24 protein-coding genes and 1 tRNA gene are annotated in these 21319 nt (G+C 64.4%); 16 read left to right on the forward strand and 9 right to left on the reverse strand.

What is annotated here, in order from left to right; translation table 11 throughout:
* The first annotated feature begins 11 nt into the window (after positions 1-11).
* From thiO to CXY72_RS07885, 6 genes are all read left to right on the forward strand, one after another.
* Positions 12-1235, forward strand: coding sequence for a glycine oxidase ThiO (gene thiO / locus CXY72_RS07865; RefSeq protein WP_104127138.1), 1224 nt, complete (start codon positions 12-14; stop codon positions 1233-1235).
* 5 nt (positions 1236-1240) lie between these two features.
* Positions 1241-1474 carry a sulfur carrier protein ThiS gene (gene thiS, locus CXY72_RS07870; protein ID WP_104127198.1) on the forward strand — a complete coding sequence of 78 codons (234 nt, stop codon included), beginning with the start codon at positions 1241-1243 and terminating at the stop codon, positions 1472-1474.
* Between the two features lie 2 nt (positions 1475-1476).
* Positions 1477-2268, forward strand: a complete 792-nt coding sequence (locus CXY72_RS07875) for a thiazole synthase (RefSeq protein WP_304466359.1) — start codon at positions 1477-1479, stop codon at positions 2266-2268.
* 5 nt (positions 2269-2273) lie between these two features.
* Positions 2274-3425: a molybdopterin-synthase adenylyltransferase MoeB gene (gene moeB / locus CXY72_RS07880; RefSeq protein ID WP_104127139.1), complete on the forward strand. Its 1152-nt coding sequence runs from the start codon at positions 2274-2276 to the stop codon at positions 3423-3425.
* 117 nt (positions 3426-3542) lie between these two features.
* Positions 3543-3707, forward strand: coding sequence for a DUF2207 domain-containing protein (locus CXY72_RS19800; protein WP_146071109.1), 165 nt, complete (start codon positions 3543-3545; stop codon positions 3705-3707).
* Between the two features lie 104 nt (positions 3708-3811).
* Entirely contained in the window at positions 3812-4708 is an 897-nt protein-coding gene (locus CXY72_RS07885) for a PfkB family carbohydrate kinase (RefSeq protein ID WP_104127140.1), read from the forward strand.
* Between the two features lie 21 nt (positions 4709-4729).
* On the opposite strand, the gene CXY72_RS07890 is transcribed toward CXY72_RS07885, so the two are convergent.
* Both CXY72_RS07890 and CXY72_RS07895 read right to left on the reverse strand, forming a co-directional pair.
* Positions 4730-5302, reverse strand: coding sequence for a HEAT repeat domain-containing protein (locus CXY72_RS07890; protein ID WP_104127141.1), 573 nt, complete (start codon positions 5300-5302; stop codon positions 4730-4732).
* Positions 5303-5406: 104 nt separating this feature from the next.
* Entirely contained in the window at positions 5407-5853 is a 447-nt protein-coding gene (locus CXY72_RS07895) for a GNAT family N-acetyltransferase (RefSeq protein ID WP_158252520.1), read from the reverse strand.
* Between the two features lie 71 nt (positions 5854-5924).
* Between CXY72_RS07895 and CXY72_RS07900 the strand changes: the two genes are divergently transcribed.
* The 3 genes from CXY72_RS07900 to CXY72_RS07910 are packed head-to-tail and all read left to right on the forward strand — an operon-like array spanning position 5925 to position 7960.
* Positions 5925-6371 (forward strand): MaoC family dehydratase N-terminal domain-containing protein, encoded by a 447-nt coding sequence (locus tag CXY72_RS07900; RefSeq protein ID WP_104127143.1) that lies wholly within the window; start codon positions 5925-5927, stop codon positions 6369-6371.
* Positions 6368-6790: a MaoC family dehydratase gene (locus tag CXY72_RS07905; RefSeq protein ID WP_104127144.1), complete on the forward strand. Its 423-nt coding sequence runs from the start codon at positions 6368-6370 to the stop codon at positions 6788-6790. Before CXY72_RS07900 ends, CXY72_RS07905 begins: the two co-directional genes overlap by 4 nt.
* A 3-nt stretch (positions 6791-6793) precedes the next feature.
* Positions 6794-7960 carry a UDP-N-acetylmuramate dehydrogenase gene (locus CXY72_RS07910; protein ID WP_104127145.1) on the forward strand — a complete coding sequence of 389 codons (1167 nt, stop codon included), beginning with the start codon at positions 6794-6796 and terminating at the stop codon, positions 7958-7960.
* Between the two features lie 239 nt (positions 7961-8199).
* On the opposite strand, the gene CXY72_RS07920 is transcribed toward CXY72_RS07910, so the two are convergent.
* The 3 genes from CXY72_RS07920 to CXY72_RS07930 all read right to left on the reverse strand — a co-directional run bounded on the left by CXY72_RS07920 (position 8200) and on the right by CXY72_RS07930 (position 11284).
* Entirely contained in the window at positions 8200-9054 is an 855-nt protein-coding gene (locus CXY72_RS07920) for an ABC transporter permease (protein WP_104127146.1), read from the reverse strand.
* Positions 9051-9995, reverse strand: coding sequence for an ABC transporter ATP-binding protein (locus CXY72_RS07925; RefSeq protein WP_104127147.1), 945 nt, complete (start codon positions 9993-9995; stop codon positions 9051-9053). The genes CXY72_RS07920 and CXY72_RS07925 overlap by 4 nt, the downstream gene beginning before the upstream one ends.
* Before the next feature lie 86 nt (positions 9996-10081).
* On the reverse strand, positions 10082-11284 hold the full coding sequence (locus tag CXY72_RS07930; protein ID WP_104127148.1) for a pyridoxal phosphate-dependent aminotransferase: 1203 nt from the start codon (positions 11282-11284) through the stop codon (positions 10082-10084).
* Between the two features lie 150 nt (positions 11285-11434).
* Here CXY72_RS07930 and CXY72_RS07935 point away from each other — a divergent pair, with 150 nt between their 5' ends.
* The 7 genes from CXY72_RS07935 to rplA all read left to right on the forward strand — a co-directional run bounded on the left by CXY72_RS07935 (position 11435) and on the right by rplA (position 16849).
* Complete coding sequence (locus CXY72_RS07935) at positions 11435-12277, forward strand: UbiA family prenyltransferase (protein WP_104127149.1); 843 nt, start codon at positions 11435-11437, stop codon at positions 12275-12277.
* Positions 12274-13728, forward strand: a complete 1455-nt coding sequence (locus CXY72_RS07940) for an NAD(P)/FAD-dependent oxidoreductase (RefSeq protein WP_104127150.1) — start codon at positions 12274-12276, stop codon at positions 13726-13728. Before CXY72_RS07935 ends, CXY72_RS07940 begins: the two co-directional genes overlap by 4 nt.
* Before the next feature lie 291 nt (positions 13729-14019).
* Positions 14020-14092: transfer RNA gene (locus CXY72_RS07945), tRNA-Trp, on the forward strand.
* 40 nt (positions 14093-14132) lie between these two features.
* A complete protein-coding gene (gene secE / locus CXY72_RS07950) occupies positions 14133-14405 on the forward strand; it encodes a preprotein translocase subunit SecE (RefSeq protein WP_104127200.1) in 273 nt (90 codons plus the stop codon).
* Between the two features lie 127 nt (positions 14406-14532).
* A complete protein-coding gene (gene nusG / locus CXY72_RS07955; RefSeq protein ID WP_104127151.1) occupies positions 14533-15495 on the forward strand; it encodes a transcription termination/antitermination protein NusG in 963 nt (320 codons plus the stop codon).
* 123 nt (positions 15496-15618) lie between these two features.
* A complete protein-coding gene (gene rplK / locus CXY72_RS07960) occupies positions 15619-16050 on the forward strand; it encodes a 50S ribosomal protein L11 (RefSeq protein WP_104127152.1) in 432 nt (143 codons plus the stop codon).
* Positions 16051-16159: 109 nt separating this feature from the next.
* Entirely contained in the window at positions 16160-16849 is a 690-nt protein-coding gene (gene rplA / locus CXY72_RS07965; protein ID WP_104127153.1) for a 50S ribosomal protein L1, read from the forward strand.
* 81 nt (positions 16850-16930) lie between these two features.
* On the opposite strand, the gene CXY72_RS07970 is transcribed toward rplA, so the two are convergent.
* The 4 genes from CXY72_RS07970 to CXY72_RS07980 form a co-directional block, all read right to left on the reverse strand.
* Entirely contained in the window at positions 16931-18364 is a 1434-nt protein-coding gene (locus CXY72_RS07970; protein WP_104127154.1) for an aminobutyraldehyde dehydrogenase, read from the reverse strand.
* 168 nt (positions 18365-18532) lie between these two features.
* The gene (locus CXY72_RS20345) at positions 18533-18658 is read right to left on the reverse strand and encodes a hypothetical protein (RefSeq protein WP_255409265.1); all 126 of its coding nucleotides are present in this window, start codon (positions 18656-18658) and stop codon (positions 18533-18535) included.
* Entirely contained in the window at positions 18643-19584 is a 942-nt protein-coding gene (locus CXY72_RS07975; RefSeq protein WP_158252521.1) for an ATP-binding cassette domain-containing protein, read from the reverse strand. Before CXY72_RS07975 ends, CXY72_RS20345 begins: the two co-directional genes overlap by 16 nt.
* Before the next feature lie 224 nt (positions 19585-19808).
* Positions 19809-21290, reverse strand: coding sequence for a helix-turn-helix transcriptional regulator (locus CXY72_RS07980; protein ID WP_104127156.1), 1482 nt, complete (start codon positions 21288-21290; stop codon positions 19809-19811).
* Positions 21291-21319: the final 29 nt, after the last annotated feature.

Raw genomic sequence — 21319 nt, forward strand, 5'->3', positions numbered from 1 at the left:
CGGTGCACATCATGAGTGAGCGGGGAGCGCAGCGAACAGTTGATATCGCCGTCATTGGCGGCGGCGTCATCGGGCTCGGCATCGCCTGGACGCTGGCGCATTCCGGCCGGAGCGTGGTCGTCATCGACCCCGACCCGGCCGGCGGTGCCACCTTCGCTGCAGCCGGAATGCTCGCCGCGGTGAGCGAACTGCACTATCGGGAAGAGGCATTGCTTGAGCTCATGCTGGCGTCCTCGAAGTTGTATCCCGACTTCATCGACTCGCTCGGAGCCGATAGCGACGCTACCGGATACCAGCGAACGACAACCCTGAACGTGGGCGCGGACGCGGCCGACCGGCAAGCCCTCGCCGACCTGCGTGCTGTGCAGGTGGCCAATGGATTGGGTGTCGAGCCCCTCACCGTGCGCGAAGCGCGGGTGCTTGAACCGCTGCTGAGCCCTCAGGTTTCCGGCGCTTTTTTGGTGGAACAAGATCACCAGGTCGACCCGCGACGGCTCACGGAGCGCATCCAGTTCGCGCTCACCGCCCTCGCGCCAAACGGTCAGGACGCCGTGATTCGGGTGCGCGCGCGCGGGTTACTGCACGCCGATGCAACGGATGCCTCCTCGCGCGTTACCGGTGTCGCCCTGGCCGATGGCAGCTCGATCCAAGCCGATGAGGTGGTCGTGGCCAATGGGCTCTGGGCGGGCGAGTTGGACGGGCTCCCCGAGCACCTGAGCCTGCCGCTTCGCCCGGTCTATGGTGACGTGCTTCGATTGCGAGTGCCCGAGCATCTTCGGCCGCTGCTCACCTGCACGGTGCGCGGGTTGGTGCATGGGGTGCCGGTCTATCTGGTTCCGCGCACCGACGGAACGCTCGTGATCGGAGCCACCCAGCGCGAAGACGGCTCGGGCGTGGTCTCGGCCGGCGGCGTCTATCAGCTGCTGCGTGATGCACAGGCCCTGGTGCCGGCGGTCAGCGAGCTGGAGCTGATCGAAACGACCGCTCGGGCGCGTCCGGGCACGCCGGACAATGCACCGTTCCTCGGCCGCGTCGGGTGTTCAAACGGTGACATCGCCGGCCTCATCATTGCCACCGGATTCTTTCGTCACGGTGTACTGCTCACCCCGGTCGCAGCCGCGTACTGTCTGCAGCTCATCGAGGGAAGCGCAGACGATCGATGGCGAAACTTTCGGCCCGATCGATTCTCGGCCAGCCGAGAGCCCGCATCCGCTTTACTGAAAGGAGGCCTGTAGTGACCGTGATCATCATTGTCAATGGCCAGAAACGAACCGTATCCGGCGGCACCGTGACCGACCTCGTAGCCGAGATCACCGGGCGACCCATCGAAACAGACGGCCGTGCAACCGACGGAGGCCGCCTCGGAGTAGCCGTGGCACGAAACGCCGCGGTCATTCCCCGCAGCCTGTGGTCGACTACCGGGCTAACGGCGGACGATGAGATTGAAATTGTTTCTGCAGTCCAGGGAGGTTGACCGTGCAGACTGCACACTTCACGAACACTGACACCCTGGTGATTGACGGCGTGGCGCTGACCTCGCGCCTAATCATGGGCACCGGGGGAGCACCGAGTCTCGATGGCCTCGGTGAAGCACTGCGAGCGTCGGGAACCGAACTCACCACGGTCGCCATGAGGCGGCACAGCGCAGCGACCACCGGTTCACTCTTCGAACTGCTGGTCGAGAATTCCATCCGGGTGCTACCGAACACCGCCGGCTGTTTCACCGCGCGCGATGCGGTACTGACCGCCGAGCTCGCTCGGGAAGCCCTCGAAACCGACTGGATCAAGCTCGAGGTTATCGCCGACGAGCAGACCCTGCTGCCCGATGCGGTCGAACTGGTGGAGGCCACCGAACAGCTCGTTGCCCGAGGCTTCAAGGTGTTCGCGTACACCAATGACGACCCGGTGCTCGCGCTCCGGCTCGAACACCTGGGCGCCGTGGCCGTGATGCCGCTCGGGGCGCCGATCGGCACCGGGCTCGGCATTCTCAACCCGCACAATATCGAGCTGATCGTGGCCCGCGCCGGTGTTCCCGTGGTGCTCGATGCCGGAATCGGTACCGCTTCTGACGCTGCGCTGGCGATGGAATTGGGCTGCGATGCAGTGCTGCTGGCCACCGCCGTGACACGCGCGCAGAACCCGCCGCTCATGGCCGATGCGTTCAAACACGCCGTGCTGGCAGGACGGCGGGCCGCCCAGGCCGGCCGCATTCCGCGGCGTCAGCACGCGCTGGCGTCGTCACCGATGGCCGGGCGGCCCGACCTGTGACGCGGATGCCGGTGCTCGCGCCGCTCGTCGAACCCGGCGAGGAGCTCACCATAGCCGAGCGTGAGCGGTATTCGCGCCATATTCTTATTCCCGAAATCGGAGTGCTCAGCCAGCGACGGCTGAAAAATGCGCGCGTTCTCGTAATCGGCGCCGGCGGACTCGGCTCGCCGGTGCTGCTCTACCTCGCAGCCGCCGGGGTGGGTACGCTCGGCATCGTCGATCACGACACCGTGGACCTCAGCAATCTGCAGCGCCAGATCATCCACGGGACCTCAGGCCTCGGCCACTCGAAATTGGAATCGGCAGCGGCCGCGGTCGCCGAGCTCAATCCGCTGGTCACGGTGCACCAGCACGACGTCTGGCTTACTGCGACGAATGCCCTCGACCTGTTCGCCCAGTACGACCTGATAATCGACGGCGCCGACACCTTCGCCACGCGCTACCTGGTCAGTGACGCTGCCGCAATGCTCGGCAAACCCTGCGTCTGGGGCTCTATCCTGCGCTTCGACGGGCAGGTCAGCGTGTTCTGGAACCGGCACGGACCCACCTACCGAGACCTGTATCCGGAAGCCCCGCCAGCTGGCTCAGTGCCCAGCTGTGGCGAGGGAGGAGTGTTTGGAATGCTCTGCGGAACGATCGGCTCGACGATGGTCGCCGAAGCCGTGAAGTTGATCACCGGGGTCGGACACACACTGCTGGGCCGGGTCGTGCTGTTCAATGCGCTCCAGGCGACCTGGCGCGAAATCAGCATTGCGCGCGACCCTGCGGCCGAAGCGATCACCGCGCTGATGGACTACGAGGCGTTCTGCGGGACATCGGCCCTGAGTGACGATGCGATTTCCGTGCAGGAACTCGCCGTCATGCTCGGGGCTCGGCAGCGGGGCGAGATCGACTTCGACCTCATCGACGTTCGGGAACCAGAAGAGTACGAGATCGTACACATTGCCGGGGCGCTACTCGTGCCGCAGGGCGCCATCCTCTCCGGAGCGGCGTGCCTTGCCCGGGACCGCGACGTGGTCGTGCACTGCAAGGCTGGCCCGCGCTCGGCTGCCGTCTGCGCCGAGCTGCAGCGGCAAGGCTATGAGCATGTGCGTCAGGTTGAGGGCGGCGTTCTGGCCTGGGTGAAAGAGATCGAGCCCACGCTCTCGACGTACTAAAGCGCGCGGTCGCGACACGAAGGCAGAGGCCATACATGGCATCTGCTGTCTACCCCCATAAGGGGGTAGTATCGCGGCAATCGGGGATTTCCCGCGCATGAAATGAAAGGTCAAACTATGAACCCGTTACTCATCATTGTGGCCATTGTTGCGGTGGTACTGCTCATTACCGGAGGTCTGGTGCAGTCGCTTCAATTTCTGCTCTGGGTCGGTATCGTACTGGCGATCATCGCGGTGATCATGTTCCTGATGCGATCAATGTCTGGACGCAAGAGCGCCTGACGCGATATGGTGCCAGAGCAGCCGGTAGAAGGAGAATAAACTCCTTCTACCGGCTTTTTCTCTGCCCAAACAAGCTGCTGCGGAGTTGATACAGATTGGACCCCATGCCTGAACTCAACGCCCCTTCCCGTGTCGTCGTCGTCGGTGACGCCCTGATCGATGTGCTGCGTGACTCCGAGGCGAGTCGGGAATTCGCCGGCGGTGCAGCCCTGAACGTGGCGGTGGGCCTGGCCATACTCGGGGTGCCGACGACCCTGATCGCGATGGTCGGTGACGATGCTGATGGCGTGGTGCTTCGGTCGTTCCTCGACCAGTACGGCGTGCAGCTGATCGCGACACCGGCCCTGCTCGGGTCTTCCCGGGCCGTATCGGATCGCACCGATGGCGAACCCCGCTACTTCTTCAACGACGCCGCCAAAGCGCGCCGAATCGACTTCGGCGCGGTCGAGCGGGCCGCGCTGGCCGCCGCCGTCGTCGTCGTCGTAAGCTGCTTTCCGTTCGACGACACCGCGCAGACCGAGGCGTTCATCGCCTGCATCACCGACCCGGTGCACCGCCTCGTGATCGACCCGAACCCACGCGCCGGCATGCTGCACGACGGACCGCGGTTCGTACGCAACTTTGAAGCGCTCGCCGCGCGCAGTCTGCTCGTGAAGGTCGGCGACGAAGACGCCGACCTTCTCTACGGCAGCACGCTCGACGAACTGCGTGAACGACTCGTCGAGGGGGGCGCGCAGACGGTGCTGGCGACCGCCGGGCGGCTCGGTGCCTCAGTTGCGTTCGAAGACAATGGACTGGTCAGCGTCCCGATCGCCGCGCTTGACGGCCCGATCGTTGACACGATGGGGGCGGGGGACGCAACGCTGGCGGCATCCGTGTGCACCATCGTGAACGGTGGGGTTCCGCAGGATTCCACGGCGTGGGAGGCGCTGCTGGCCGACGCCATGCTCACCGCCGCGGCGACCTGTCGACACGAGGGTGCACTGCTCCGCCGGCCGTAGTGAGCGGATGCCCAGGTCGGGTCAGGCCTCGGGCTCGGTTTCGGGCTCGGTCAGCTTGAGCCGGGAGCGGATGGCGTCGCGGGCCTGCTGGGCGGCGCGGCGCACTCCCTTGTCGGAGTCGCGCAGGCGCACCTCGATCGTCGCGATGTTGTCGGTGGTGCCCTGATCGGCGAGGGCGTGCAGCGCGGCCGAACGTACGCGCGGGTTCTCGTCGGTCGTGAGACGCACGAGCTTGGGTACCACCTGCAGGCCGCGCAGCAGCACAACCTTGGCGCACATCTCACGCACGCGCCACGCCTGATTGTTCAGGCCGACGACGATGTACGGTGCGGCCTGCTCTCCCCAGACGTGCAGCAGCGCCCGGGCGCCCCACAGTTCGGGCCAGTACAGGGCGGGTGCACCCTCGAGGATGCCGAGCGCGTGGCGCCCGCCGGCATAGAGCAGAAAGTCTTTTCCGGCGTTCTTGGCGCGCAACAGAGCCACGGCATTGTCGATGACGATGTTCTCGCCGTAGTGCGTGACAGCGGCGCGAATGCGCTCATCGGTCGGCAGATCGATCGGAAGGTCGGGGTGCGGAATCAATTTGTTTTGCATAGCCCTCTAACGCTACCTCCCCTCCGCAGTTTCCAGCCCGTAAGAGCGCAAAAAGTGCCCGATTGCGAGTGTCAAACAGGCACCTTGTGCGCTGGCGCGAGCTGCTAGGAGAGGAGCAGCTCGAAACCGGAGGCCTGCTCGTAGATACCGTAGTTGCCGATGTCGACGAAACCGAGACTGCGGTAGAGGGCGAGTGCTTCGGGCTGCGCAAAGCCGGTTTCCAAACGCATCCGCTCGTAGCCGAGATCTCGGGCGAGGGATTCCAGCTCGCGCAGAATCATCTTCGCGTGGCCCTGGCGGCGGTAATCGGGGTTGGTCCACATGCGCTTGACCTCGGCGGTGGTGGCGTCGTACTGGCGGAGGCCGCCGCCGGCAACAGTGATGTCACCGTCGACGAGCACGAGAAATCCTCCGCCGGGCGGATCGAACTCGGCCCCGTCAACGTCATGCACAGAATCGCCATCGCCGTATCGGGTCTCGTATTCACGGTGCAGGTCAAGCAGAAGAGGGGCAACTTCGGGGTCACCGAAGCGCACGGATACACATTTCACGCTTAATAGTGTGCGCCTTGTCGCGGTGCGCTCCTGACAATCGGCGCGATCTCTCTGAGTAGACTCGGTGGGTGTCAGTGAACCCAGAGTTGCAGGGGCGGGTCTTTCCGCCGGTCGCCCCGTATCTAGTCGGCCGTGAAAAGGTGCGCGAATTCTCCCGCGCCGTGTTCGCGACCAACCCGATCAACCACGATCCCGAAGCGGCCCGCGCGGCCGGCCACCACGACGTCGTCGCCCCGCCCACCTTTGCCGTGGTCGTGCAGGAGGCCACCCTGGCCCAACTTCTGGCCGAACCGGATGGCGGCATCGACTTCACCCGCGTCGTACACGGTGACCAACGCTTCAGCTACACCCGGCCGATCATCGCCGGCGATGAGCTCACGGCAACTCTCGCGGTGACGAGCATCAAGAGCCTCGGTGGCCACTCGATGGTGACCGCCGAGTCCACCATCGTCGACGCCGCGGGCGATCACGTCGTCACCGCCATCTCCACTCTCGTCGTCAGGGGAGACGAATGATCCCCGATGCGACCGCCCTCACGGTCGGCGACGTCGTCGCCGAGGCGAGTTTCGCCCTGACGCGCGATTCCCTCGTGCGCTATGCCGGGGCATCCGGTGATTTCAACCCCATTCACTACCGCGATGATGTCGCGCAGTCAGTGGGATTGTCGGGTGTGCTCGCCCACGGCATGCTCACCATGGGGCTGGCCGTGCAGCCCGTCGTCGACTGGGCCGGCGACCCGGCCCGGGTTCTCGACTATCAGGTGCGGTTCACCCGCCCGGTCTTCGTCGACGCCACTGATGGCGCCACCGTGGCGGTCGTCGCCAAGGTGGGTGCCGTCGACCCCGAAGCCCTCATTGCCCGTATCGACCTGACCGTGACGTTCAACGGCGCGACGGTTCTCGGCAAGGCGCAGGCGCGCGTCAACCTGGCCTGAAAGATGATCGAACCCGTTGCACTCAGCACCCTCACCACCTTTCACATCGGCGGGCCGCCGGTTGCACGGGTGGCACCGGTCACGGAGCAGGACCTCATCAACGAGAGCCTCGTGGTCTGGGGCATGGCTGAGAACTGGTTGCTGCTCGGCGGCGGCTCCAACACCGTCGTCGCCGACGACGGCTTCGACGGTATCGTCATCCACGTCGTGACTCGCGGTATCGAGGTACTCCGCAGTGAAACCACGAGCGAAGCGGATGCCGGCACCGGGCCGACCGATTGCGTGCGACTGCGCGTACAGGCCGGCGAACCGTGGGACGACCTCGTCGCCTACAGTGTGGAGCGCGGCTGGTCCGGCATCGAGGCGTTGTCGGGCATTCCCGGATCGTGCGGTGCCGCCCCGGTGCAGAACATTGGCGCCTACGGCCAGGAGCTCGCGGACAGCCTCGTCGCCATTGACTTTCTCTCCTATGAAACCGGCGAGATCGAACGACTCGAGCATGCCGACCTGGGCCTCGGCTACCGCACCTCCGCGCTCAAACAGGGGCTGCGCGGCGTCGTGCTCGCGATCGAGCTGAAGCTGCACGACACCGCGGCCGAGGCATCCGTTTTGGGAAGCGCCCTCGGTCAACCGTTGAAGTACGCCCAACTCGCCGGGGCCCTCGGTGTTCAGCTCGGCGACCGGGTGCCGCTGCAGATTGTACGCGCCACCGTTCTGGGGCTGCGGGCCGAAAAGGGAATGGTGCTCGACCCGAGCGACCCCGACACCTTCAGCGCCGGTTCGTTCTTCACCAACCCGATCGTGACCGAGGCATTTGCGCGCTCGCTGCCGATGGATGTGCCGCGCTGGCCGCTTGCCGCGGAGCCGGCCGATCGTGTTATTCCGCTCGAGGAATATAGCGGGGTCGGACCTGTTCCCGGTGAGGAACCCGTGCGTATGGTCAAGCTCAGCGCCGCCTGGTTGATCGAACACGCGGGGGTCAGCCGCGGCTTTCGCCTACCGGGGTCGAGAGCGGCGGTGTCGAGCAAACACACCCTGGCCTTGACGAATACCGGCGGGGCTACCGCCGAGGAGGTCGCCGAACTGGCCCGGTACGTGCTCGGCCGGGTGCAGGCGGAGTTCGGGGTGAACCTGCAGCCCGAGCCGGTGCTGGTGGGGCTGACGCTCTAGCTTCACCGCGTGGACGGCCGGACGATCATGGCGTAGCTTGTGATCTGGGCAGGGGTGGCGGTGTTCGCGTTGAGCGATGAGACGTTGTCGCCGACCGCAGAGAACGACCGCCAAGAACGACCACCGTTGAAACGCATGTCTCGTCCGTGCTGCGCACACTGCAGCTGTCGAATCAGCATGCACTGACCGCCGGGGCACTCGAGCGCAAATTGCTCGAACGTTCGGGCGTCAGGCCAGGCTCACGCGTCGCGCCGAATCCAACGAAACGTCACCCGGCTCAGCACGAGTCCCAGCACCAGCCAGATACCGAGGGCGCCGGCCACCCAGGGTAAATCCCAGGTGCCGCTCTGCTCGGCAACCGCGAAGCTTTCCGGTAGAAAGACCGAACGCATGCCCTGCGCCATCCATTTGAGCGGAAAGATGCTCGCCAAGTTCTGCATCCACTCCGGCAGCGTCGTGAACTGCAGATAGACGCCCGAGATGAATTGCAGCACGAGCACCACGGGAGCCACCACGGCCGTGGCGCTGCGCCCCGACCGAGGTACCGCCGCGAGCGCTATACCGAGAAACGCGCTCGTGATCACGCCGAATACGAACACCCAGGCGAACGTCGCCCACTTTTCGGGCTCAGTCGGCAGCGCGATATCAAGCACAAGCCGTGCCACGAGCAGCAGGAGGCCGGCCTGAAGAATCGCGGTGACGAAGACTTGCCCGATCTTGCCGAGAAAATAACTCAGCGGGGAGAGCGGGGTGCCGCCGAGGCGTTTGAGGGTGCCGTCGCTTTTCTCGCCGGCGATATCGACGGCGAGGTTCTGCACACCGGAGAGAAGCATGCCGGCAGCGAGCATGCCGGGCAGATAGTAGGTACCCACGCTGACGCCGCCGGTGCCGTCGGGATTGGCACCGATATTGCCGGAGGAGCTGAACGCGGCGGTGAAAATGCCCAGCATGATGAAGGGAAAAAAGAACGTGAACAACAGGGTGTCGGGGGAGCGAAAGTACAGGCGCGTTTCATAGCCGATGCGGGACAGGCCGAGCGCGAGCGTGCCCGGAGCCTTGTTCTGCGGGCGGGCGACCGAAACCGTGGCGCTCATGCTCGTACGTCCTTATAGGTACGTCGGCTCGGATCCGGCCGGCCGTCATTAGTGGATGCTGCAGCCCCGGTCCCAGCCGGAATTGCCTCATGTCCCCGCACGAGCGACAGGTACACGTCTTCGAGACTGGGCCGGATCACTTCGAGATCCTCAGGCTCGGCGCCGTTCAAGCTGCGGACGAGTTCGGCCACGACCTGCGCCGGGCGGCTGGTGCGCTCTTCGCGTACCAGTCCGTTGCCGTCACGCCAGCGCACGACCGGAACGCGGGCATCCGCTCCGCCGATTTTGTCGAGCGGGCCGATGTCGATGAGCTGGCCACCGGCGATGATTCCCGCACGGTCGCCGAGTTGCGCGGCCTCGTCGAGGTAGTGGGTCGTCAGCAGAATGGTGGTGCCCTCCGCCTTGAGCCCGCGAATCAGGTGCCAGAACTGATGCCGAGCCTCGGGGTCGAAGCCGGTGGTCGGTTCGTCGAGAAACAACAACTCGGGACGTCCGATAATGCCGAGGGCGACATCCACTCGGCGACGCTGCCCGCCGGAAAGCTTGCTGACGCGGGTTTTCGCTTTCTCCCGCAGGCCCGCCGCGTCGATGACCTCGTCGACGTCGCGCGGATGGGGATAGAACCCGGCGAAGTGACGCAGCTGCTCGGTCACGGTGGCATTGCCGCTCTCGTTGCTGGTCTGCAACACAATGCCCAGGCGGGCCTTCCACTCCAGGCCGCCCCGGTGCGGATCAGTGCCCAGCACGCTCACCTCGCCACCGGAACGGGCACGATAGCCCTCGAGAATCTCGATCGTCGTGCTTTTGCCGGCGCCGTTTGGACCGAGCAGGGCGAAGGTCTCACCGGCTGCGATCGAGAAACTCACGCCGCGTACCGCCTCGACGCCGCCATACGATTTCTGCAGATCGCGCACCTGCACAGCCGGGGGAGTGGATGTCATAGGTCCAGAGTCCCACTCCCGCGCTTTCCACACCACCTCTGGTGATCGTCTTCCTCATCCAGCAGTGGACGGGAACGGATGCCGTACTAGGCGAACAGGCGCTGCAGGCGTTGCACACCCTCGAGCAGGACGTCATCGCCGAGAGCGTATGACATGCGCAGGAATCCACTCGGTCCGAAAGCTTCACCGGGAACTGCGGCCACCTCGGCCTGATCGAGAATGAGGTCGGCCAGTTCGAGCGACGTCGTTGGAGTCACGCCGCCCCACGGACGGCCGAGCAGGCCGGTCACGTCGGGATAGACGTAGAACGCGCCCTGCGGGGTGGGCGTCACGACGCCGGGAATCTGGTTCAGCTCGGCGATGATCAACTTGCGGCGGCGGTCAAAGGCGACCCGCATGGCCTCGGCGGCGTCCTGCGGGCCGTTTAGCGCTGCGATTCCCGCGCGCTGCGAGATGTTCGACACGTTCGAAGAGAGGTGGGACTGCAGGTTGGCTGCCGCCTTCATGGCGTCGGCGGGGCCGACCATCCAGCCGAGTCGCCAGCCGGTCATCGCATACGTTTTTGCGACACCGTTGACCAGGATGGTGCGGTCGGCCAGCGCCGGAACGGCCTCGACAATCGAAATGGCACGAACCCCGTCGTAGGTGAGGTTTTGATAGATCTCATCGGAGATGACCCAGAGGCCGTTGTCTTCGGCCCACTGACCGATGGCACGGGTCTGCTCCAGCGTATAGACGGCGCCGGTGGGGTTGGACGGTGAAACGAATAGCAGCACCTTGGTTCGCGGGGTGCGTGCGGCTTCGAGCTGCTCGACGGTCACGAGGTAGCCCTGATCGCTGCCGGCGAAGACGTCGACCTGCACGCCGCCGGCGAGGCGGATCGCTTCGGGGTAAGTGGTCCAATACGGGGTTGGCACGATGACCTCGTCACCGGGATCGAGCAGGGTCGCGAAGGCCTGGTAAACGGCCTGCTTGCCACCGTTGGTGACGACGACCTGGCTCGGCGAGACCACGAGGCTGCTGTCACGCAGCGTCTTGGCCGCGATGGCCTCGCGCAGCTCAGGCAGACCAGCCGCTGGGGTGTATCGATAGTTTTTCGGGTCGCGCACGGCGGTCAGCGCCGCCTCCACGATGTGCTCAGGCGTTTGAAAATCGGGTTCCCCCGCCGCGAAGCTGATCACCGGCCTTCCCGCCGCCTGCAGCGCCTTGGCCTTGCCGTCAACCTTGAGGGTCGCTGACTCGGCAATAGAACCGATCCGAGTTGAAATTCGCTTGAGTTCGTGATCCACGTATTGAGTTTAGCCACCCGACCCGCGCGCGAGCACAGGCCCCGGTGGAGCCAGCGCTCGTGCCAGCTGCGGTGACGAAGATCTGCCGCGCACCGGCTGAGCCAGGGGATACCCGTAAAAATTGAGTCTCCGCAGGAATAGAGTGATCAAATGATCACCCGCCTGGTTCAGATCTCTCGGCCGGTGCTGTGGGTCAACACCGTCGGAACGACCGTCATCGGCATGTGGTTGATCGGGGATTTGTGGCGCTGGGACATTGTTCCGCTGCTGCTCTGGGCGACCCTGCCGTTCAACCTGCTGATCTACGGCGTGAACGATATCTTCGACCAGGAAACGGATGCCCGGAACGCCCGCAAGGGCGGCCTCGAGGGGGCTCGTATCCTCGGCTCGGAAACTCGCAGTATTGTGCTCGCGGTCGTGCTGACCAACGCACCGTTCCTGGTGTACTTTCTCCTCACGCTGCCGGCGGCCGCGCTTGCCTGGATTGCCGCGTACACGGTGATCTTCATCTTCTACTCGGCACCCCCGCTGCGTTTCAAGGCTCGGCGCTACCTCGACTCGCTCAGCAACGCCGCCTACGCGTTCCCGCTGATCTTCGTGCCCCTGGCCTTCGGCACGTCGCCGGTCTGGTCGGCGGCTATCGGGCTGATGGCGTGGAGCGTAGCCAAGCACACCTACGACGCGGTGCAGGATATCGACGAGGACCGCGCCGCCGGAATTCACACCACTGCCGTCCATCTCGGTGCGCGCGGCGCTACGGTGTGGAGCGGCGTGTGGTGGGCTCTGTCCACCGTGGGATTCGCGCTGATCAGTTGGCCGGTCGCCGCGGTGAATGCACTCATCGCCGGCTGGCTGGTAATTTCGCTGGGGCGCAGCCCCACACCGGCAACGGCCCGCCGACTGTATCGATTCTCGATCGTGTTCCCCTACGTTGCCGGTTCCGTAGCGGGGGCCCAAATCGTGGCAGCCATATTGCTGGGAGGCTATCCATGACCCGATCACGCCCGAATACATCCCCGCGGCGCATAGTCGTGCTCGGCGCGGGCATCGGGGGGCTCACGGCCGCCGCGCTGTTGGCCCGCGCCGGTCATTCGGTGACCGTACTGGAAGGATCCGACTGGATCGGCGGCAAGAGCAGGCGCCTCGAGATTGACGGGCAGCGTGTGGACACCGGACCCGCACTGGTCACGTTCCCGCGGGTCTGGGAGGAACTGCTCGCTCGCTACGACGCGCTCGGCGCCCGCCGGTCTGCTCCCGTGGAGGCCGCAGCGGTAGCCGGGGTCACGCTGCACCGACTGCCTGAAGTGGGCCGGTACTTCTACCGGGGAGAAGCAGCCACCCTGCCGGTGCCGGCCGGGCATCCCTGGTACGCGGCCTGGACCCGTTTCGAACGGGAACACGGTGGCCTCGGGCCCCAACTCACGACCATGCTCACGGCCGACCCGCTGGATCCGGCATCGCTGCCGGCCGTGCGCAGCGTGTTTCGCCGGTACGGCACCCGACTGACCACGCGCAGCTTTCTTGACGGCCTGAGCTGGATGCCCGACGGCCTGCGGGAGGTCATCGCCATCCACACCCTCAACGCGGGGGTCTCGCCCCGGCAGACTCTCGCCCTGTACGCGAGCATGCCGGCCATTATGGCCAGGGACGGCGTGTGGGTTCCCGAGGGGGGAGTGAACGAGCTACCACTCGCGTTGCACCGCCTGGCGCTGCATGCTGGCGCCAATGTGCACACCGGCGAGCCTGTCACATCCGTGTCAAAAAGTCTCGTGACCACGGCATCGGCGACATACCCGGCCGACGTGGTCGTCAGCGGACTCGACAGTGTGGTGCTCGACGGTCTGCTCGGCGCGTCACCGGCACGGGCGCGGGCACGCTCGTGCTCGGGGGTGGCCATCTATGCGGCGCTCGAGACGCCGCTGCCGGAGGGCACGGCTACGCACTCCGTCGTGCTACCCGACGACCCGGCTGCCCTGCACCGCAGCCTCGATGCGGGACTCGTGCCGGAGCAGACGATGGCTTTCCTGAACTACTATCGCCCGCACGAGGTCTATCCCAATGACCGGGCCACTGTAGCGGTACTCCTCACCGCGCCCGCCGATGGCCGCCACTACGATCTCGACAGCCCGTGGGTGGCACGTGAGGTTGCTCGGGTCAGCGCCGCCGTGGGCCTGGACCGGCCGATCAGCGAGCTGTTTCGCGACCATGTCGTGCTCGACCCGCAGTATTTCGGCAGTTGGGGTTCCACCGATGGAGCACTGTACGGCGCAACCCACCCACTCTGGCAGAGTGGGCCGTTCCACCGCCCCGGCTATACGAGCCGCGCACGTCCGTGGCTGTGGCGGGTGGGCGCGTCGGTGCACCCCGGCGGCGGTATCCCGGCCGTGCTCGGCGGCGCCATGACCGCGATGCACAAGCTGATCGGCCGCCTCGATCGTCCCTGATCCCAAGTGCTGGCCGCGCGTTCAGCTGAGAAAATAAACCGTGACGGGTCGGGTGACACTGGTTCCCTCAGTGACGACTCACTTCTTGGGAAGGTGCGCGCTCAAGGGTTCGGGTGCCAAGCTGACCGGGAAGCGGTGGCTCGCCCCTCGCGCTTGTTCGCCTCAGCTTTACAGTGGCCGGTCCGTGACCTAGACTTGTTCTGGTAGTTGAATTCGCCATGCTTTTCTGCGCCTTTTTCCACGTGTTTCTACGTGGTTGAAGTTCAGGCGGCTTTGCGGGTTTACGTCCATAGGGTGGTGGCTCAATTGGTAGAGCAGCGGTCTCCAAAACCGCAGGTTGCAGGTTCGAGTCCTGTCCGCCCTGCACATCGGTAGAATTCTTCCGATCATGAGAGGTGAAACAGGTGGCCCGAAAAGTTGTCGACGAACCTAGTGAGGAAGTCGTCGCGAACGCCCGAATTGCCCGCGACTCCAATCGTGGACCTTTTGGTCGGTTGTCCCTGTTCATCAAGCAGGTTTTCGCCGAGTTGCGCAAGGTCGTCACTCCGACTCGTAAAGAGCTGCTGAACTACACCGGCGTCGTACTCGTCTTCGTGATTATCATGATGGCTATCGTCTCGGCTTTCGACTGGGTCTTCGGACTTGCCGTTCTCTACGTGTTTGGAACGCCGGGTTAAAAGAGCCTCACCGGCATCCGCAGAGAGTCCCATCGGCATCCGCTCGGGCAGAGCGCCCACATTACCGGCATGGAAACGTGTCCAGACAAAACTTGCACACGTAGAACAAATTAGGAATTGAGATTTAGTGACTGAGACGAAGCACGACGATGTCGACTGGGCCACTGCCGCCGAGCAGTCCTCCGAGGAAGACGAGGCCCAGGAAGGCAACACGCTTGCCGCCGACGAAGACTCCGTAGAAGCTGCCGAGCAGGCGGCCCTGCACGTCGTGGACGAAAGCGCCGATGTCGAGATCAACCTCGATGCCGCGCTCGACGCCCTCACCGAATCCCCCGATCCCGAAGCTGATGCCATCGTCGATGACGCCCTCGACATCGATTCGGCCGAAGAAGCCGAGGCGTCCGTCGAAGCCGTCGAAGACGAAGACGAGCTCGTCACCGCCGACGCGGACGTCGAGACCGAAGCAGATGCCCCGATCGACCCGTACGAAGCCTTCCGCAAGGAACTTCGTTTCCTGCCGGGCAAGTGGTACGTCATTCACTCCTACGCCGGATTCGAGCGTCGGGTGAAGTCGAACATTGAAAACCGTAAGCAGTCCATGGCGATGGAAGACTTCATCTACCAGTGCGAAGTTCCCATGGAAGACGTCGTCGAGATCAAGAACGGCCAGCGCAAGATGGTCACCCGCGTGCGCATCCCGGGCTACGTGCTCGTGCGTATGGACCTCGACGAGGACAGCTGGTCGGTTGTTCGCCACACCCCCGGTGTGACCGGCTTCGTCGGCAACGCCCACAACCCCACGCCGCTGCGCTTCGAAGAGGCCTTTGGCATGCTCAAGGGACTCGTGGAGATTGTCGAAGCCCCCACCAAGGCTGGCGGCGCCCCCGGAAAGTCGGCGCAGCGCGTCATCGCCGCCGAGATCGACTACGAAATCGGCGAGACCATCACGATCAAGGAAGGTTCGTTCGCGGGCCTGCCCGGTTCGATCAGCGAGATCAAGCCGGAGAGCGGCAAGCTCATCGTGCTTGTCTCCCTGTTCGAGCGTGAGACCCCCGTCGAGCTCAGCTTCGACCAGGTCACCAAGCTCTAACCAATCAGAACGGATGCCCCGCCAGGGCCATCCACGCTGGTTTCCCCAAACCACCGGGGCCCATCCGGGCCACCGGGAGAGCGGCCTCCGGGCTGCTCGCACATCAATACGAAGGACAACACAATGGCACCGAAGAAGAAGGTTACAGGTCTGATCAAACTTCAGATCAAGGCCGGCGCAGCCAACCCCGCACCGCCCATTGGGCCGGCACTGGGCCAGCACGGCGTGAACATCATGGAGTTCTGCAAGGCCTACAACGCGGCGACCGAAGCCCAGCGCGGCAACGTCATCCCCGTGGAGATCACCGTCTACGACGACCGCTCGTTCACGTTCATTCTGAAGACCCCGCCCGCAGCGGAGCTCATCAAGAAGGCCGCCGGCGTCGCCAAGGGCAGCGGAACCCCGCACACCGTCAAGGTTGCCAACCTCACGCAGGCCCAGGTCCGCGAGATCGCTGAAGCGAAGATGGTTGACCTCAACGCCAACAACATCGACGCCGCCGCGAAGATCATCGCCGGAACCGCCCGTTCCATGGGCATCACGGTCAGCGCCTAAGCACACCCCCGCATCAGCGCCTCACGGCGTCTGTTGTGCACCCTTAGCAATTAGTGGAAGAGCCTGCCAGGCTCGCACCACACTCTGAAGTACATACAGGAGATTTCACATGGCAACCAAGTCAAAGGCGTACCGCGCCTCCGCCGCGAAAATCGGCGAAGACAACGTCTTCACCCCGTCCGAGGCCGTAGCCCTCGCCAAGGAAACCGGCTCCGCAAAGTTCAACTCCACGGTTGAGGTCGCCCTCCGCCTCGGAGTCGACCCTCGCAAGGCCGACCAGATGGTTCGTGGAACCGTCATCCTCCCGCACGGCACCGGCCGCACCGCCCGCGTCATCGTCTTCGCAACCGGCCCTGCCGCCGAAGCCGCTATCGCAGCCGGCGCCGACGAGGTCGGTGGCGACGAGCTCATCGAGAAGGTAGCCGCCGGTTACACCTCATTCGACTCGGCCGTCTCGACCCCCGAGCTCATGGGTAAGGTCGGTCGTCTCGGAAAGGTGCTCGGCCCGCGTGGTCTCATGCCCAACCCGAAGACCGGAACCGTGACGCCCGACGTCGCTAAGGCCGTTTCCGACATCAAGGGCGGAAAGATCGAATTCCGCGTCGACAAGCACTCCAACGTGCACTTCGTCGTCGGCAAGGCCTCGTTCTCGGTCGAGCAGCTGAATGAGAACATCTCCGCCGCTCTCGAAGAAGTTGTCCGTCTCAAGCCGAGCTCGTCCAAGGGCCGTTACATCACGAAGGGCGTCGTCTCGACCACCTTCGGTCCTGGCATCCAGCTCGACGTCAACAGCATCTAAGGCTCAAAGAATCTGAGCATTCGCTAGAGCAAGAAGCAGGGCCCGTCTGTGGACGGGCCCTGCTTCTGTTAACGGATGCCGCTAGCCGATGTAGCTCATGACGTGCTTGATGCGGGTGTAGTCCTCGAGGCCGTACAGGGAAAGGTCTTTGCCATAGCCGGAGTGTTTGAAGCCACCGTGCGGCATCTCCGCTACGAGGGGGAGGTGCGTGTTGATCCAGACACAGCCGAAGTCGAGGTTCTTGGCCATGCGCATCGCGACACCATGGTGCGACGTCCACACCGATGAGGCGAGGCCGTATTCCACGTCGTTGGCCCAGGCCAGCGCCTGGGCTTCATCACTGAACTTCTGCGCGGTGATGACCGGGCCGAAGATCTCGTTCTGCACGGCCTCGTCGCTTTGCAGTAGGTCAGCGATGATCGTGGCTTCGTGAAAGTAGCCCGTGGTGCCCTGGCGGTGGCCGCCGAGTGCGAGGGTGGCGTGGTCGGGTAGACGGGAGATGACACCCTCGACCCGAGCGAGCTGCTCGGCACTCGAAAGGGCACCGAACAGGATCCCCTCATCGAATGGGGCGCCCGTGCGGGCGTTGTCCTTGGCGTAGGCGGCGAGTGCGGCCACGAACTCGTCATGGATGCCTTCCTGCACGAGCACGCGGGTAGCTGCCGTGCAGTCCTGCCCGCCGTTGTAGAACGCGGCCGCAGCGATGCCCTCAACGGCCTGCTGAACATCGGCGTCGTTGAACACGATGACGGGCGCTTTGCCACCGAGCTCGAGGTGTACTCGCTTGAGATCGAGGGCGGCAGTGCCGGCGACCTCCATGCCGGCGCGGACCGATCCGGTGATCGAGACGAGCTGCGGGGTGCGGTTGGTGATGAGGGCTCGACCGGTGTCGCGGTTTCCGGTCACGACGTTGAAGGTACCGGCAGGCAGAAATTCGGAGGCAATCTCGGCCAGCATCAGGGTGGAGACCGGGGTCGAGTCGCTCGGTTTGAGCACGACGGTATTGCCGGCGGCGAGGGCTGGAGCGATCTTCCAGATGGCCATCATCATCGGGTAGTTCCACGGAGTGACCTGGCCGACGACGCCGATCGGCTCGCGCCGGACAAAGGACGTGTGGTCTTTCATGTACTCGCCGGCGGCCTTGCCTTCGAGGAGGCGGGCTGCCCCGGCAAAAAAGCGCACCTGGTCGATCATGACCTCGACCTCGTCGCCCACGATACCGGCGCGCGGCTTGCCGGTGTTCTCGCACTCGGCGTCGGCGAGTTCCTCGGCCCGCGACTCGAGCGCGTTCGCGAACCCCAGCAGGGCGAGCTGGCGTTCGCTCGGAGTGGTCTGTCCCCAGATTTCGAATGCAGTGGCGGCGGCTGTGTAAGCGGCGGCTACGTCGACCTCGGTCGAGATGGGCGCGCGGGCATACACCGCTTCGGTGGCCGGGTTGATGATGTCCAATTGTTCACTGGCCGAGGACGACGTGTAGTCCCCGTTGACGAAGTTGCGGAGTTCACGGGTAGACATGTGGTCCTTTCGACAAGCCGAGGAGACGGCACGGGCGGCGGTACCCTATCGTGACGATATCGTAAATCAGTAGGAATACAATCGTGTTTTCGCCGAGCCACGCGGGGCTGGAAATCATCAATTCGACGCCCGGGCAGGCACTGAAGTGGCACCCGGCAAGCGGATTCCTCACGTCGCCGAGTAGATCTCCCACCGGGCGAGACCGTGGTGGCGGGCCTGCACGAGGGTGCTGCGCGGGGCATCCGTTTTCAACACGAAGCTTCGTCCATGCGCCCAATCTATAAGGCGGTGCACCCCAGTGACTCATTCTCGGACGCGTGGAGCATCGCGCGGGTGTACGGGTGTTTGGGGGAGCCACACAGGTCGGCGACCGACGCGTATTCAACAATCGCACCGGTACGCACCACAGCAACACGATGGCAGATCTGGGCCGCCACATGCACCGAGCGTGTCACGATGATCATCGTCAACTTGTGTTTGCGCTGCAACTTACTCAAGAGCTCAAGAATGTCGACGCTGTCAGCTGCGTTCAGGGTGTCGGTCGGGTCGTCGGCCACCAGCAAATTCGGGCTGCCGGCGAGGGCATGGGCAATGTGCACGCGCCGTGCCAGGATCGCCGACACATCGCGCGCATAGGCGGTAAAGGTATGTTCCGGATTTTCGACACCGGCCTGGCCCAGCAGATCCAGCGACCGTTCGTAGGCGGCCGGTTTCGACAGACCGCCGCGGGAACGCAGCAGTGCGGCCAGCTGGGTTCCCACCGTCATATTCGAGTCGAGGCTGTCCCGTGGGCTGCGCGGCAGATACGCGATTTTGGTGTCGTTCAGTCGAGAGAAAGATCGTGCCGGCAGTCCGACCAGTTCGACGCCGTTGTACAGAATCGAGCCGGATCGGATACTCGCCGGGGCAGGGAGCACGCCGGCGATGCTCTGCGCGACTTCGAGGGCTCCAGAAGACGCATCGCCAACCAGCCCGATGACCTCGCCGCAGGTGATGGAGAGCGAGATGCCGTGCACCAAACGCCGTGCGTTCACGTGCGCCGCCGACGAAACCTGAAGCCCGCGCACATCGAGTAGCGCTGAGGAGCGAAACCAGTGTGATGGCATGGGCGCCGTCGTCTCGGCCGGCGGGGGAGGCTCAACCTGATCGTGCGGCTCGTTCATCCACGGTTTCACCGACGGGATTCCCGCGTGCACGGCACGGTTGAGATGACGCAACACACTGCGAGCGTCATACATTGTCGGCTCGCATTTCAGTAGGTCGAGACAGGCGGCGACGCGTAGGACAAGCCCAACCGACAATCTCTGGTGCGTGGTACCGCAACAAGGCCACTATTTACAGAGCGCTTATTTACGTCATAGTAATGGTATCGAAAAGTATTACCGGCGACGTACCGGTTTGTTTAGTTAAGAGTGGCTGGGTATCCATAGGTTTCGCGAGCAGGTTAGCGCGGTGAGTGCGCCTCAAGAAATTCGTACACCTCGGTCTGGTCGACGCCGGGAAAGGTGCCGGTGGGCAGCGCGGCAAGCAGACTCGTCGGGGTGCGTGCGGCCGGCCACGATTGCCCGGCCCAGCGAACGGCCAGATTGTCAGGCGCGCGGCGGCAGCAGGATTCGTCGGGGCACAGGGAGACGGCGCGGTTCGCCGTCTCCCTGCCTCGGAACCATTTCACGTGAGCGAACGGCACGCCAACGCTCACCGAGTACTCGCCCTCTTTGGCTTTTTCGATGCGGGAGGTACACCAGAAGCTTCCGGCCGGCATGTCCGTGTACTGATACCAGGCGCTGAACCGGTCTTCGACGTCGAAGACGGTACGAGCCGTCCAGCTGCGGCAGACAGTGGTGCCCTCGACCGCGCCCAGTGCGTCGCTTGGGAACCGCACGTTATCGTTCTCATATGCCTTGATGATCGTGCCGGACTCGTGCACCTTCATGAAATGCACGGGAATGTCTAGCCGTGCCGTAGCAAGGTTGGTGAAGCGATGAGCGGCCGTCTCGTAGGAGACCGCGAAAGCGTCCCGCAGGTCTTCCATGGAGATGCGCCGCAGGGTCTTGGCCTCGGTCAGCATACGCAGCGCGTCCCGCTCCGGCAGCAGGATAGCGGCGGTGAGATAGTTGGTCTCCACCCGTTGGCGCAGAAATTCAGCATAATTTTTTGGCTCTTCGTGCGCGCAGAGGTGGCTTGCGAAGGCCTGCACGATCGGCGAACGGGAATCTCGTGATGCCGAATGCTGGGTGGGTAAGTAGATGCGCCCGTTGCGCTTGTCGGTGACCGACCGGGTGGAGTGTGGAAGATCGTTCACATAGTGCAGCGAAAAACCCAGGTGGGTGGCCATGTCGGCAACGAGCTGCTGCGACACCGGGCCGCCGGAGTGCCCGACTGCGGTGAGCAGCTCGAGGGCTTGCGTCTCCAGCTCGGGAAAGTAGTTATCCTGCTGACGCATGATCTGGCGCAGCGCGGAATTAGCCCGTCGTGCCTCCTCCGGAGTCGCCGCGCGTTCGCGGTTGAGCCGGTCGATTTCATTATGCAAGCTCAGGATGGTCTGCAGTGTTTCGTCGCTCTGGCCTTTGCTCACTCGAATGCGGGGGAGTCCCAGGGCCTGGAAGACCGGCCCACGCTGGGCGCGCTCGACCGAGATTTCCAGGGCAGCGCGCTCGGAGGGGGCATCCGTTCGCATCAGATCTTCGACGGTGGTGCCGAGCGCGAGGGCGATCGTGCGCAGCATGGAGAGGCGCGGTTCGCGCTTGCCGTTCTCCATCATCGACACCTGCGACGGCGCGCGGTCGATCGCGGCAGCGAGGGCGTCGAGCGTCATGCGCCGCGCGGTACGCAGCTCCCGAATGCGACGCCCCAGCGTGAGCGCGTCAAGTTCCGGTTCATCACTGCTGAGAGAGGAGAGCGCTGCGAGGGCTTCGGCGGGGACCATAGCGCCAGTGTCGCAGATCGCAAAAGTTT

It is taken from the genome of Cryobacterium sp. Y57 (assembly GCF_002929505.1).
GTDB lineage: Bacteria > Actinomycetota > Actinomycetes > Actinomycetales > Microbacteriaceae > Cryobacterium.